At 58.4% G+C, this 13,940-nt stretch carries 12 protein-coding genes; 2 read left to right on the forward strand and 10 right to left on the reverse strand.

The window, feature by feature from the left end:
* Both RSSM_RS22640 and RSSM_RS22645 read right to left on the reverse strand, forming a co-directional pair.
* Positions 1–523: hypothetical protein (locus RSSM_RS22640; RefSeq protein WP_144060039.1), on the reverse strand; the 523-nt coding region annotated here is incomplete at its 3' end.
* Complete coding sequence (locus tag RSSM_RS22645; protein WP_008684553.1) at positions 507–2,876, reverse strand: autotransporter outer membrane beta-barrel domain-containing protein; 2,370 nt, start codon at positions 2,874–2,876, stop codon at positions 507–509. The genes RSSM_RS22640 and RSSM_RS22645, both read right to left, overlap by 17 nt.
* Before the next feature lie 268 nt (positions 2,877–3,144).
* Here RSSM_RS22645 and RSSM_RS22650 point away from each other — a divergent pair, with 268 nt between their 5' ends.
* Positions 3,145–3,954 (forward strand): hypothetical protein, encoded by an 810-nt coding sequence (locus RSSM_RS22650; protein WP_008684554.1) that lies wholly within the window; start codon positions 3,145–3,147, stop codon positions 3,952–3,954.
* Positions 3,955–4,002: 48 nt separating this feature from the next.
* Here RSSM_RS22650 and atpC read toward each other — a convergent pair whose 3' ends face one another.
* The 8 genes from atpC to RSSM_RS22695 form a co-directional block, all read right to left on the reverse strand.
* The gene (atpC, locus tag RSSM_RS22655; protein ID WP_008684555.1) at positions 4,003–4,389 is read right to left on the reverse strand and encodes an ATP synthase F1 subunit epsilon; all 387 of its coding nucleotides are present in this window, start codon (positions 4,387–4,389) and stop codon (positions 4,003–4,005) included.
* A 3-nt stretch (positions 4,390–4,392) separates the two neighbouring features.
* Entirely contained in the window at positions 4,393–5,835 is a 1,443-nt protein-coding gene (gene atpD, locus RSSM_RS22660) for a F0F1 ATP synthase subunit beta (protein ID WP_008684556.1), read from the reverse strand.
* A gap of 164 nt (positions 5,836–5,999) precedes the next feature.
* Positions 6,000–6,893 (reverse strand): ATP synthase F1 subunit gamma, encoded by an 894-nt coding sequence (atpG, locus tag RSSM_RS22665; protein WP_008684557.1) that lies wholly within the window; start codon positions 6,891–6,893, stop codon positions 6,000–6,002.
* A 67-nt stretch (positions 6,894–6,960) separates the two neighbouring features.
* Entirely contained in the window at positions 6,961–8,478 is a 1,518-nt protein-coding gene (gene atpA, locus RSSM_RS22670) for a F0F1 ATP synthase subunit alpha (protein WP_008684559.1), read from the reverse strand.
* 70 nt (positions 8,479–8,548) lie between these two features.
* A complete protein-coding gene (atpH, locus tag RSSM_RS22675; RefSeq protein ID WP_008684561.1) occupies positions 8,549–9,247 on the reverse strand; it encodes an ATP synthase F1 subunit delta in 699 nt (232 codons plus the stop codon).
* A gap of 87 nt (positions 9,248–9,334) precedes the next feature.
* The gene (gene atpF / locus RSSM_RS22680; RefSeq protein ID WP_008684563.1) at positions 9,335–10,081 is read right to left on the reverse strand and encodes a F0F1 ATP synthase subunit B; all 747 of its coding nucleotides are present in this window, start codon (positions 10,079–10,081) and stop codon (positions 9,335–9,337) included.
* Between the two features lie 94 nt (positions 10,082–10,175).
* Positions 10,176–10,433 carry an ATP synthase F0 subunit C gene (atpE, locus tag RSSM_RS22685; RefSeq protein ID WP_008684565.1) on the reverse strand — a complete coding sequence of 86 codons (258 nt, stop codon included), beginning with the start codon at positions 10,431–10,433 and terminating at the stop codon, positions 10,176–10,178.
* Between the two features lie 376 nt (positions 10,434–10,809).
* Positions 10,810–13,227, reverse strand: a complete 2,418-nt coding sequence (locus tag RSSM_RS22695; protein WP_008684569.1) for a hypothetical protein — start codon at positions 13,225–13,227, stop codon at positions 10,810–10,812.
* Positions 13,228–13,326: 99 nt separating this feature from the next.
* On the opposite strand from RSSM_RS22695, the gene RSSM_RS22700 reads away from it, so the two are divergent.
* Positions 13,327–13,940: FAD-dependent oxidoreductase (locus tag RSSM_RS22700; RefSeq protein WP_008684571.1), on the forward strand; the 614-nt coding region annotated here is incomplete at its 3' end.

A 13,940-nucleotide genomic window follows, 5' to 3' on the forward strand; every position in this document is an offset into this window, starting at 1 on the left:
TCTGTTCTGGGATCGTTGCGTCGGGATCGAACTCTCGGTCCTCTTCCACCGTTGCGTCGGGATCGAAGGTCGCGTCCTCTTCGATCGTGGCATCGAGGGCGTCGATCTCGTCTTCGACCACCGTCGCGTTTGGATCGAGAGTTCCTTCCTCAACGACTGTCGCATTCGGATCGTTCTCCACAACGGTTGCGTTGGGATCGCTGCTCGCGTCTTCGAGAACGGTCTGCTCAGGATCGAAGGCTCCGTCTTCCTCGACGGTCGCATCGGGATCGAAGGTGGACGGCTCTAATTCTTCGGACACCGTAGCGTCTGGATCCGAGTCCGTCCGCTCTTCGATTGTGGCGTCGGGATCAAACGGACGTGTTTCTTCCACCGTCGCGTCGGGGTCAAAATTCGGATCCGAATTTCGATCGTTGTTGGAGCGAGAACCCTTTTCCGGTTGCGAGTGCGACGAAGGATCGTGGTTCACCTCGGCGGAATCATCTTCGGTGTTTCCATCGATGGAGTCATGATCCGGATTCATGCTCGACTCCATTTGATGTGTTTTGTTGGTCCTGCGATGATGAGGTTTGTGGATCGTCTGTAACGTTTTCTTCGATGAGTTCGAGTTCCAATGATCCGGTGTCGATGTCGTCGCTCAAAATGACTGCTTCTCCTCCACGCAGGTCAACGCGGAGGATTGTGCGTTGATCGCTCTCGCCGATCACGTATTGGATTTCATAGCTGCCGTCGGGAAGTCGTGAGAACAAATCCTTGAGATGTTCCTCCGACATGATGTTGTCCTGCAAGCGAACCGGTTCGACCAAGTCGTCGCCCTGCGGATCAGGGGACAGCGTTCGCAGTTGGAAATACTCTTCCCGGATCGCCAGTGGCGAGGCGGATGCCTCCGCGGTCTCAAACGTGACATTGGAGAGTTCGGTTGTGGAGGTCAACACGAATGGCGGTGGTGGGTCGATGGGTTCAGGGATCACGTTGCGAACGGCGAAGAATGCAGGAGGCAGGTCGACGCGAGGGATGACGAAGAACGCACGTCCGCTCTCAAAGTCAGGCACGATGTTGCCCTGAAACGACGTCACGGTGTTCGGGTTGTCGGTGGACGTGATCAGCCCACCGTCCACCGTTTCCCGCAGCGTGGTCCCGCCCGCGGTGGTGACCGCCTCCGGTGCAACGGATTGTTCAATGGAGTCGCCGTTGATGATGATCGATGCGTGATGTGAAACCGCGAAGCGTACTTCGAGTGGAGCCGTTGCGCTCGCCCGGCCGTTTAGCGTTGAATTGAGGATGTCACCCTGCGTGTAGAGGTGCGACACATCCACGCGAGTGCGATCGCCGGCGAGATTCTCTAGCGTTTGAAAGCGATCGGTGGGGGCGCCCCAATCAATCGAAAGTGTCAAACCGTTCTCACCGGCGACTCCTAACTCGACCGAAAAGACTCCGGTTGCGTCGTTCTCGTTTGCCTGGGTCAATATGTTTGTCGAGATGGAATCGACGTCGTAGAAGGCGGTCTCGATTTCGACATAGTCAGGGTCGGTTGGATCGGTGATGACGCCCGGCGGCACGTCCTCAAACACTCCCGGTTCGAGCACATTGATCTCTGGTCGTGGGGCAAACTGACGTGCAACGCCGACGCCGTCGCCTGTGTTGATTTCAAAGTCATCGCCGATTTGAACGTTGGTGGCGTTGATCGTGACCGCGCCGTCCGTGATTTGGCTCGCGTTGATTTGGACCGAATCACCTGCGATCCAATCCTCGTCCGCGGTAAGGTTGACGCGTCCATTGTCGCCGCCGGCAATGATCTCGCGGTCGGCGGTTGCTCCGGTTCCGTCGTTTCCGGAAACGAAATCATCGATCTCGATATCCTCCGTCGCCGACACGTTGATCTCACCATTGGCGGTCGAAAGAACAGTGTCTGACCCCGTGTTCGATGAGACGAGTTCGACCGAGCCCTGCACCGTGATCAAAATGTCGCCTCGGACACTGTCGTCGAGCGTGGCAACGTGGTTGACGGTCATCGTATCGTCGCTGAGGCTGGTCGCCTCGCTGTGCAACGTGATGTTCCCGTTGCTGCGAACGTCATCCACAACGGAAATCGTATTGCCAGGATTCGACAGATCCACTCCATCGTCGGCCTGAACGTTTAAGCGGTCGACACGGATGTCGGTTCCGGTCGCCTGTGTTAGTTCGCCGGTGATCGGGTTAGCGAGGGTGCCAATGTTGACCCGATCATTCCCCGCGGAAACATCGCCGAGAGTGACATCATTCGCGTTGGCCATCGTGATGGATCCGTTAACACCGACAGCGTTCAGTGTGCCGTCAGACAGGTCGACATTACCGTTGCTGCCGTCGATGCGGATGGACTCGGCATCGATGTTGAGCGTGTTGTCGGACGTCCCGGAGCCGTCCGGATTGAGTGTTATTTCGACCGAGTCGTTGCCGAGGTCATCGATCACGTTGACCTTCAGGTCAATCGGTGTGTCCACCCGCAGCGTGTCGTTGCCTTCACCCAAGTCGGTGGTCAGACGCCCGGTGGTGATTTGTGTCGGGTGTACCGAATCCACAAAGATTGGATCGCCGTAAGCGTCGGTGCCCACCCGGATGGGTATGATTGCTGAGTTTGCGTCAAAAAGTTCAATGCGGCCGGCCGCGTTGATGGACACCTCTACGAAATCATCCGCAGCATCGCCGGAAATCACCAAGTCGCCGAGGGCGGCCAATTCCGCGGTTGCGTTCAGGACGATACGAGGTTCGAGCGTCCGAAACGCTGGAACCCAGGCGTTTTCGCGTTGTTTTGGCCTCAGAGCACGCTCATCGCGGGGCAAACGACCAAATATCGAGCCGAAGATCGTTCGAAGTGATGCTGGTGGTCGAATGTTCATGCTGCAGCTGTCGCTGATGGAAAAGGCGTCGAAACTATTCTACTCAAGAGTTTGTTGACGACGCATGGTTCTGCAGACGAATCGTCGGGTTCCTGGTCGCTACGAATGTCAAAATAGAGCGGTTCTGCCGTGTAATCCATTTGAACGGTCTGGAACGCTCATTGGAGTCTTGAGGACTCGCCCACGGCATGTCGCGAAACGCGTCCTCGCCGATCGATATTGACGATACGCTCCTCCGTCTAAGAACCGGTTAGGTTTTCCATTGATCGTGTATCGTTTGCTCTTCATCGTCAGTCTTCTCGCGACCGCGTCATCGCTGTCGTCGGTATCTGCTGATTCGCCAGAGCAAACGTTGGGGTTTGCCGAGCAACCTGGTGCGCAGCAGTTGATCGTCGCAGATGACAGCGATGAGCTGCGATTGATGCTGATGGACGACGAACCTGCCGACGATGAGCCACTGCGTTTGCCTTCCGATGACGATTCGGATTTGTCACCGGGGGCCGATTTGAGCGAGCCGTTGCCGGAGCCGAACGAGTCTGACGAACAGGACCGGATCGAACAAGAAAAACGCGACAAAGCGAGAGACCGACTGGCGTCTCGTTTGGCGGAGCTTCGGAAGTCACCACGCAATCTGCGGATCAGAAAGATCGTCGCTTCTCAAGACGAAGTCCCGGTCAATCAAGCCGCCGAGATCATGAGCGAAGAGCCGCAGTGGATCGCCGCGGGCAACTTCACAACGCCACGAGCCGACCGGGTTCACACCCGGTTCTGCCATCAGCCGACGTACTATCAAGAGATGAATCTCGAACGTTGCGGCCGGCTCGATTGCGAATCGTGTGGGTGCCTGCAGAATCTCTATTCGAGTTTCTGGTTCGTTACCAACACCGCGATCCTGCCGTACCGATTTGCGTCCCAGCCGCATTGCCGGTGCGTGGACAGCTACGGGGATTGTCCGACGTGTCGTCGATACAACTGTTCGATCGAGCCGCTGCGATGCGGCGAAGATTGTTGTCAAACCGGCCGCGGGTTACTCACTGAATCGGCCGCGATCGCCGGTTTCGCATTCTTACTGCTGTAAACGGCGTGATGCAGAGTTCACGCCGTTGGGCTGGTTGAATCGCTGAGTTTACCGCGACGCACGCAGTTGGCCGCGGGCACGGTTGACCGCGGTCTCTTTGATCTGAATCTGCTCGGGCGTCTGGCTCGGCATTTCGAGCGCTTCGGCGAGCGACTTGGTTGCTTCGTCGGTGTCGAGAAGATCGACGGAGATCGCACGAGCGGTGAGCACGTTGACCACGTCCGACTCCACTTGGGCAAAGCCACCGTCGACGAAGAAGCGTTCCGGGCCTGCTGCCGTTTGAAGACGCAGGACGCCGTAGCCCAAACGGCCGATCATCGGAGCACGTCCGGCTTGGACCCCGAGTTCACCGTCGAACATCGGCAGCGCGACAAAGTCGGCTTCCCGATCGAGTTCGGTTCGCTCGGGGGTGACAACAACACATCGAATGGCCATCGTTTACTTCGACTCCATCTTCTTGGCTTGCTCTTCGGCTTGCTCGATTGCACCGACGTACATGAACGCCTGCTCGGGGAGGTGATCCCACTTGCCGTCGCAGATTTCTTCGAAGCTGCGGATGGTGTCGTCGAGCGAGGTGATCTCACCGGGTTTGCCGATGAAGACTTCCGCGACGAGGAACGGCTGCGAAAGGAATCGTTCGATCCGGCGTGCGCGGTGGACGATTGTTTTGTCCTCTTCGCTGAGTTCGTCGACACCGAGAATCGCGATGATGTCCTGCAGTTCGCGGTAACGTTGCAGGATCGTTTGCACACGTCGGGCGATCGCGTAGTGACGCTCACCCACGTATTGCGGGTCGAGAATCCGCGAGTTCGATGCGAGCGGGTCGATCGCAGGGTAGATCCCTTTTTCGGAAATCGAACGTTCGAGATAGATAAACGCGTCGAGCTGACCGAACGCGGTCGCCGGTGCGGGGTCAGTCGGGTCATCGGCAGGCACGTAGACGGCTTGCACCGATGTAATAGCACCTTGTTTGGTCGAGGTAATCCGTTCTTGCAGAGCACCCATTTCGGTGGCGAGTGTAGGCTGGTAACCCACAGCCGAAGGCATCCGGCCGAGGAGAGCCGACACTTCCGAACCGGCTTGCGAGAAGCGGAAAATGTTGTCAACGAAGAGCAGCGTGTCGGCACCCGTGGTATCGCGGAAGTATTCCGCCATGGTCAGTGCGGACAACGCGACGCGGAGTCGCGATCCTGGTGGTTCGTTCATTTGACCGAACACCATGCAGGTTTGCTCGATCACGTTTCGGCCGGTGCTGCCGATCTCGGTCTCTTGCATTTCCAACCAGAGGTCGGTTCCTTCACGGGTTCGCTCGCCCACGCCGGCGAACACCGAGTAACCACCGTGGCTGCTAGCGATCCGAGCGATCAGCTCGGTCAAAATAACGGTCTTGCCCAGTCCTGCACCACCGAACAGACCGGCTTTCCCACCACGAACGAACGGTGTCAGGAGGTCGACAACCTTGATGCCCGTTTCGAACAACTCGGTGTTCGTCGAGAGTTCGTTCAGCGGGGGAGCTTCACGGTGGATCGGCCAGTAGTCGTCGGCTTGGACGTCACCACGTTTGTCGATCGGTTCACCGAGCACGTTGAAAACGCGGCCGAGGGTTTGTTGACCGACGGGCACCGAAACCGGTTTGCCGGTGTCGACGACGTCCATCCCACGCATCATGCCTTCGGTGCTACCGAGTGCGATCGCACGAACGCGGCTGCCGCCGAGGTGCTGTTGTACCTCACCGACGAGGTTGACCGTCACACCTTTGTGCTCGCTCTTGATCGTCAGGGCGTTGTAGATCTTTGGCAGGTGGCCTTCAGGAAACTCGGCGTCAAAAGTCGAACCGATGATCTGAGAAACACGACCGGCGACGTTAGTTGCGGTAGACATTATTGGGCTCTTAGCTTCTAGCGACTAGCTTCTAGCTGGGTGGGAAAGTTGTGGTGAAAAGTAGTTTGTGGGAGCAGGGTTCTGATTGTATCGAGCCTGATTCCGATTCGGAAAAAAGGCGTGATCACAGGAGCCTGCTCGCAAAGGAGTCGGCTCGCAGATGGCTAACCTTCGAGGGCCTCGACGCCACCGATGATCTCCATGATCTCGCCGGTGATCTGGCTTTGGCGAGCTCGGTTGTAGGTCATCGAGAGTTGTTTGATCATGTCGCCCGCACTTTCGGTTGCGCCCTTCATGGCGATCATCCGGGCCACCTGTTCGGAGACGGCTGCGTCGAGGAAACACTTGAATAACTTGACTTTGAAGCTCGTTGGAACGACTTCCTCGAGGATGCTTTCGGCCGAGGGCAGGAACTCATAGTGCGAGTTCTCGCCACCACCGGTTTGCGGCGCGTCGTCTTCGGTGTCACCGCCGAGTGATCCGAGAGGCAACAGCGTTTCAACCATCGGGATTTGTTTCGATGTGCTGATGAATTTCGTGTAGATCACGTCGAGGCGATCGATTTTGCCCGTGATGTACTGGGTGAGGTAATCGTTCGCGATCTTTTCGACTTCGTCGTAGGCCGGTTGGTCTTCGAACTGCAGGTATTTGTTGTCGGTTTCGATGCCGCGGAATTTCAGTCCGTTGACGCCCCGTTTTCCGGACGCATCGATGCTGACATTCGGGATCTCTTCGCGAACGCTCTTGATGTGAGGCATCGCGGTACGAAGGATCGACGCGTTGTAACCGCCGCACAGACCCCGGTTGCTGGCGAGGACCAGAACGCGAGAGGAGCGAACCTTCTCACGCTGTTCGAGCAACGGGTGTTGAACGTCGGTACCGGCATCGGCCAATTGGCTGACGATCTTCGTGATTTGATCGGTATACGCGGTAGCGGCCGCTGCCCGATCCATCGCCTTCTTGTAACGAGCGGTCGCAATCAATTCCATCGTTCGCGTAATTTTGCGAATGTTTCGAATCGACTTGCGTCGCTTGTCGAGAGCACGTGCGTTGGCCATGGCTAATCAAAAGTAAGAGGGGGATGAGGTAACAGATGAACGGAACGCAGCAGTTACCGATCTCCCGTTACTTATCGCCTCCCTTGTAAACGGCTTTGAATTCTTTCACCGCGGCGACGATTCGTTCGACGATCTCGTCGCTCAGTTCTGGTTTCGCGGTCATGTCGCTGATCAGCGAGCTGTGCTTGTCGTTGATGAACTGCAACATTTCCTTCTCGAATTGTTGCACTTCTTTGACGGGCACGTCATCGAGCATACCGTTGGTACCGGCGTAGATACTGATGACTTGTTCGGCGACCGAAAGCGGTTGGTATTGCGGTTGTTTGAGCAATTCGACCATGCGGTAACCGCGGTCGAGTTCCTTCTGCGTGGCCGGGTCGAGGTCGGTACCGAGTTGCGCGAACGCCTCGAGTGCGCGGAAGGCGGCGAGTTGCAGACGCAAACCACCGGAGACCTTCTTCATCGCCTTGGTTTGAGCGGCACCACCGACGCGGGAAACACTAATTCCCGGGTTCATCGCCGGACGAACACCGGAGAAGAACAGGTCGGGTTGGACGTAGATCTGTCCGTCGGTGATCGAAATCACGTTCGTCGGGATGTAAGCGGAAACCTCACCCTCGAGAGTTTCGATGATCGGCAGGCTCGTGATCGATCCACCGCCGAGGTCGTCGGAGAGTTTCGAGGATCGTTCGAGCAGACGGCTGTGGCAGTAGAAAACGTCCCCTGGGTATGCTTCGCGGCCTGGTGGACGACGCATCAACAAACTCATCTGACGATAAGCCGTAGCTTGTTTGGACAAATCGTCATAAACGACCAGCGCGTGTCCGCCGTTGAACATGAAGTGTTCTGCCATCGCGGTACCGGCGTACGGAGCGATGTACTGCAGTGGTGCGGGCGCGGAAGCACCGGCCGAGATCACGGTGGTGTATTCCATCGCGCCGTAACGCTCGAGCACGTCGACGACACTCGCGACAGCGGAGTCTTTCTGGCCGATCGCGATGTAGAAGCATTTCACGCCCTGACCTTTTTGGTTCAGGATCGCGTCAATGGCGATGGCGGTCTTTCCGGTTTTTCGGTCACCAATGATCAGCTCACGTTGACCACGTCCGATCGGCGTCATCGCGTCGATCGCTTTGATACCCGTTTGCAGAGGCTCGGTAACCGGTTTCCGTTCTGCCACGCCGGTCGCGATGATTTCAACCGGGCGAGTGACGTCCGACTGCACGGGGCCTTTGCCGTCGAGCGGGTTGCCCAGTGGGTCGAGGACGCGGCCGATCACGGCGTCGCCTGCGGGAACCGAAAGCAGGGTTCCGAGAGCTTTGACTTCGTCGCCTTCTTCGATCGTCAGGTAGTCACCGAGAATGATGACACCAACGCTGTTTTCTTCGAGGTTAAACGCGAGGCCGATGGATCCGTTTGGAAACTCGACCATCTCGCCGGCCATGACGCCTGAGAGCCCGTATACCCGAGCGATCCCGTCACCGACTTCCAAGACCGTACCGACTTCGCGGACATCGATCTTGCTATCAAACTGTTCGATCTCGGCTTGCAAGACCGATGCGATCTCATCGCTGTTGAATTTCACTGGACCGTACCGTTATTTTTTTCAAAGAAAAGGCGTTGAATGGAATGTTTATTGTGGGGGCGATCGGCGATCAGTTGCCGACAAACTGGTCCGACTTCTCGATCAGTTGTCGAGCAAATCCGGAGGCCGCGACACGACCGACCTTGTCGAGTCGGCTCGCGACGGAGGAATCGAACACGGTGTCTCCGACCCGGATCACGGTGCCGCCGATCACGGACGGGTCGACAATCTCTTTGAGCCGGACTTCCTTGCCGAAGTGCACGTTGAGTTGATGAGTGACGCTGCCTCGCAGGTCGTCGGTCATCGGCACTGCGGTGCGGATTTCGATTGCCAATCGGCCGGTTGCCTCGTCGTGCAATTTGACGACCGCGTTGCGGACCGCATTGACGTAGGCGAGACGATGACGATTTGCCATCACCTTGAGAAATTTCAGCAACGTCGGATGGGCGGAACCGCCAAGCATGCGATCGAGCACACGGCACTTTTCGCTGGCGTCGATTCGAGGCGAAGCGAAGGCCGCGCGGAGTTGGTCGCTGTTGGCGAGTGCCTCGTCGCACAACTCGTTGAGTTCGTTGATGACTTGATCGGTCGAGCCTTCGGCCTGTGTCGCACCCAACAAAGCTCGGGCATAGGTCTTGCCGAGTTGTTCGGCGCCGACATCGAGCGCGGTGGGCTGGGAAACAGATTCAGACACTTCAGGAATCTCGGCGGGAGGACGGCGAAAAAATTTGGACTTCAAGGCCTGGAGGCCTGGGATCTTCAGCGGCATCTGCGATTCGTACTCTATCGATGAATCACTCTGTCCGCCTCAGACAAACGGGAACCGCGACGTCCGCGTGCGGATGCCGCGATCGAACTAGTTTTGGCTGGGCAATCGCTGCATCGATTGTTGGATCAAGTCAGCGTGGTCTTCGGGTTTGAGTTCCCGGCCGACCACACCGCGAGCGACTTGCATCGCGATATCGGAGGTCTTCGTGGCAATCTCTGCCATCGCGACCTTCTTCGCGTTTTCGATGTCCGTGACCGCACGTTCTCGTTGAGCGGCGGCCTCAGCCTTGGCCTCGTCGATGATCTTCTGACCGTTGGCTTCCGCGTCGCGTCGAGCTTCGGCCAACATCTCTTGGGTCTTCGAAGCCGCTTCGTCGAGTTTCGACTGGTAACCGGCCAGGATTGCTTGCGCTTCCGCGTTCGCTTTCTCCGCCGCTTCCAGATCCTCTCGAATCTTATCTTCGCGAGATTGAAGGCCGCCCAGAACGTTTGGCCAAACGAAGATGGACAAAATCGCCAACACGCAGACGAAGATCACCAAGTTCCAAAACGCCGATCCGAAATCGAACGACAGAATAGGAGTTTTGGCTTCTTCCGAATGCTCGTCGTGGCCAGACGCATGTTCGTCATCATGAGCCGCCTCGCTAAGAGACTCCTCATCATGGGTTTCGGCGTCATCGTGGTCGTGATCGGCATGGTCTTCCTCGGCGTCGGCGTATGCCGCTGCCGGTGCAGAAACCATTGCGACCGCAGCCACGCCTGCCACCGTCGGCAAGGTCGCCGGCGCAGCAAGGCTCAAACAGGTCATCAGACAAAGGGCGAGAAGGCGTTTCATCAATCAGCTCGGTGACAAACTTCTTTGCGAAAGGCGAATCGCGAGTGAGGTGTTCACCCACGACACGGAGAGTTTCAGCGTCGAACCGTGACTCTTAAGAGGCACGGCAGAGCAGGATGAACACGAGTGCGATAACAGTCGCACCCTCGATCAGAGCCGCCGCGATAATCATGGCGGTTTGGATGCGTCCACCGGCTTCCGGTTGACGGGACATCGCGTCGACGGCACTGCCGCCGATGCGACCGATACCGAGAGCTGCACCGATGATGATCAAACCGATACCGATACCGAGACCCATGCGTCCGAAGTCGTACGCGACAGCCTGGGCCAAAATCATTGCCATATCCAACATCTTCTAATAGCTCCGTAAATTTTTGAGCGGGTAAACAGGGGGTGAATGGTCAGGTTATCGATCGGAAAACATTCCGCTGCCGATGAAGGATACGAAGGATACTTCGATCGGTCTGAGGTGGAAGCCCCGCCCGAGATTCATGAGGGGGCAAAGCATAAGGAAACTCAGTGGGAATCGTCGATGGGGCAACTCACACTAATTGGACAAGGACGCACATTTTTTGGCTCTGAGGAGCCGAACGCGACAAAATGCCACGTGTGCAGCGGCGAGTGTACCCACTCGCTGAGCCCTTGTCAGACCTTTCAAGAAGCGTCACTGGAATTTTTTGAGACGCGTTGGGTCAGAAATGATCGGATCGATTGACGGACCGCCGCCCTTATCGCGACGGGATCGAACGAAAGGCTCGGATGCGAGCACGTGGCGCCAGGCCCCGCGTGTCGATCGGTTCTTCGAGAACATAACCGCCCACGTTTCCGGCTTGGTCGGTTGCGTCGATCCGCAGATAGATTTGACGCGGCAACTGCGGGTCCGCCGGCCAAACGTAATCGCCGACGTTTCTCAGTCCCGCGGCGATCGTCGTCCACGGACCGTTGGGCGAATCGCTGAAGGCGAGCGTGATCGGTCGTGACATCAGATAACGATCGTCGCAGTGGTACGCGATCACGAGCGAACCGGCACGATCCCCTTCGCCATACTTTGCCCCGGTAATGCCGACTTCCGGTTTGGTTTGGTCGACAACGACGACGATATCGGGCGCGTCGCCGGGCAGTGGCGATGGGCTCTTGAGGCCGTTGGACGCGACAACGACAATCTGGAATCCGAAAATCCCTTCACCGTTGGTTTCGATATCAAAGGGGCTGATCTTGTCCGGATCGCTGCCCCATTTCTTCCACGTCTGACCGCCATCGGTCGTCCCGTAGAGTTCGATTTCTTCGACACCGCGTCCGCCGATGGCTTCGATTTCGTAGTCGAGGCTGAATTGATTGCTGTCACTGTGCCGGATGACAGCACGTTGGGCGAGGCGTTCGAGGTTCAAGGGATCGACCGACGTGACCGGCACCCGGCGTTGTTGCCGTGATCCGCCGTCGCGGCCAGAGTCCAAAGGTAACTGCCCCGGCGACACCGGTCTTGGCTCCGGTCGGGTGCTGAACTCGCGACTGGGGTTGCGGCGTCGGTTGTCGTCGATCGGTGTCCACGGTGATGTTGCCGGCCCGCTGCCCTCGCTCGCCTCATCGGATTCAGAAACCGCAGGCCGGTTGAGCTGAGTCGGCTCAGGTCGCTGGCCCGCCGGTGCCGGAATGCTCTCGGTGTAGAACGGTGTTTGTGGAGTCGCGTCGGCAGTCGCTTCGTTGGAGGCTGGCCCGGATGAGGTCGCTGGCGCTGCGTTTCGGCGTGGTTGGGACGCGGTGGGCGTCGCAGCCGGAGCGGAAAGCGTCGTTGACTGCGGCGCGATGGTCTGCTGTGACGCAATGTTCGGCGTTGGTGATGCGGCGGTTGGTTGCGAAGGCGCGACCGCAGTTGTGGGCGACGGCGAATTGAGGGGACGCATGGCTTCGGCGGGCGTCTTCGCTTGGACGTTTTCGGCCGATGAGGCGTTGTCGGATCCCGGTTCACCGCGGGACAACTGCGGGCCGCCGAATACGCTCGCGTCAGGAAGCATTTCAATGGTCGGCGCCGACCGGCCGAAGTCCTGGCTGATCTCGTCGGCGGTCGAAGGAGGCGGCAATGTCGGGGAATTCCCCGCAGCGGCCGTCATCGGAGCCGCTGCTACCTGCGCCGCCGTCGCATGGGGCGCCGGCGCGTGAGGCGCAGATGCGTGAGGCGCAGTCGGCTTGCCAACCAGCGGACGGTGTCCATAAATCGACGGGGCTTCATGTGAGTATGCCGGCGCACTGGCGTTCGGGTACGCCGGGTAGTTCGCCGCCGGATAGTTCGGTGGTGTTCCGTGCAGCGGATTGCCGGCACCGAGCGGGCTCGATGCGAATCGCGTCGACGGCGCCGCGGCAACGCGAGGTTTCTGCACCCGCTTTTTCACGATCGTTTCGTTCCCCGCGCGGTCGAGCACCCGCAGACGCAGCGAAAGTTGCTGCCACTGCAGGTCCTGCGGTGCGAATTGGAAGTGGCCGCCATTTTCAACCCGTTTGATGTCGGTGGATTTCCATTGCTGAACCGTGTCGGTGACGTAGTGAACCGTCACGTGAGAGATTCCGGTGGCGTCTTCCACCGAAAAGCTCGCGGTGACTTTGCCGTCGGCGTCGGATTCGGCGATCAAGTCCACTGTCGGCTCGGTGGTATCGACGACGACTTTCAATTCCGGATCGATCGGACCGGGCGGGTGTGGCCGGCCGCTCGAGTCGATCGTGCGTGTCGCGAACCAGAACGTCCCGTCGGGTGTTTGCGAAACTTGAAATTGGCCGACACCGGGTGGCTGTCGATCGAGCAATCGCCACTCGCCGGGTTCGTCGACATCCGTCACGGTTTCATCGCTGCGGGCAGCCTCGTCGCCGATCGATGGGCGTGCCGAGGTGGCCATGTACAGGTGCACTTCCCGCGGTTGGACTCCGCCGGAGGCGATATTGAACGGGATTTGAAACGATCCCGAACCGAGCACGACGTCGGTGACGCCCTGCGCATGAGTGACCCCAGGGATCATCGCTATCGCCGATGCGATCGACAGTGCAAGTATCCGTCGTCGCGCCCGACGCACTCCGACTGTGATCTTGCCCGCGGTCGCGAAAACGCGATTTCGCTTTTGATCCACGGTCTTGGCACTTCGGTGCTGTTCAAATCGCATGGTTTGGTCAAAATCGAAGGGTTGCGGACATTGGAGGCGTGTCGACGAAAAAACGCCTCTTTACGGTTATCGGCTTTTCCTCATTGCGGACTTCAGCATTTGAATCGCGCTCATCCTCAAAATCGTTACGACTATGACGTTGTCGTTATCGGCGCCGGCCATGCCGGGACCGAAGCGGCTGCCGCGGCGGCTCGTTTGGGGGCCAAGACGGCTCTATTGACGACCAATCTCGACACTGTTGGACAAATGTCCTGCAATCCCGCGATCGGCGGCGTTGCCAAAGGCCAGATCGTGCGCGAGGTCGATGCCCTCGGTGGTTTGATGGGCGAGGCGATCGATGCGACCGGCATCCAGTTCCGGATGCTCAACCGCCGCAAAGGCCCTGCGATGCACAGCCCGCGGGCTCAGGCGGATAAGAAGGCTTATCAAAACCACATCAAGTGGCAGATCGAGTCGCAGCCGAATCTCGATCTGCGGCAGGAAACAGTCGAAGACCTGATCACCGAAGCGGTCCCCGACGACCAGTCCGACGGTTTGATCAAACACCGCGTCGTCGGAGTCGCCGTGCGCGGGGATGCGGTCTACCACGCCAAAACGGTCGTCCTGACCACGGGGACGTTCCTGCAAGCGATCATGCACACCGGCGAAGCCAAGAGTGCCGGCGGGCGAGCTGGCGAGGGAACCACTGCGGGGATCAGTGGCGCGCTGAACCG

Source organism: Aporhodopirellula sallentina SM41, assembly GCF_000346505.1.
In the GTDB taxonomy this organism is placed as follows: domain Bacteria; phylum Planctomycetota; class Planctomycetia; order Pirellulales; family Pirellulaceae; genus Rhodopirellula; species Rhodopirellula sallentina.

What these genes read in the sequence shown, in the direction of transcription:
- atpF (WP_008684563.1), bottom strand. Translation starts at nt 10,081, where the DNA reads ATGAAACGCCTTCTCGCCCTTTGTCTGATGACCTGTTTGAGCCTTGCT.
- RSSM_RS22645 (WP_008684553.1), bottom strand. Translation starts at nt 2,876, where the DNA reads ATGAACATTCGACCACCAGCATCACTTCGAACGATCTTCGGCTCGATA.
- atpE (WP_008684565.1), bottom strand. Translation starts at nt 10,433, where the DNA reads ATGTTGGATATGGCAATGATTTTGGCCCAGGCTGTCGCGTACGACTTC.
- atpD (WP_008684556.1), bottom strand. Translation starts at nt 5,835, where the DNA reads ATGTCTACCGCAACTAACGTCGCCGGTCGTGTTTCTCAGATCATCGGT.
- atpC (WP_008684555.1), bottom strand. Translation starts at nt 4,389, where the DNA reads ATGGCCATTCGATGTGTTGTTGTCACCCCCGAGCGAACCGAACTCGAT.
- RSSM_RS22695 (WP_008684569.1), bottom strand. Translation starts at nt 13,227, where the DNA reads ATGCGATTTGAACAGCACCGAAGTGCCAAGACCGTGGATCAAAAGCGA.
- atpH (WP_008684561.1), bottom strand. Translation starts at nt 9,247, where the DNA reads ATGCCGCTGAAGATCCCAGGCCTCCAGGCCTTGAAGTCCAAATTTTTT.
- atpG (WP_008684557.1), bottom strand. Translation starts at nt 6,893, where the DNA reads ATGGCCAACGCACGTGCTCTCGACAAGCGACGCAAGTCGATTCGAAAC.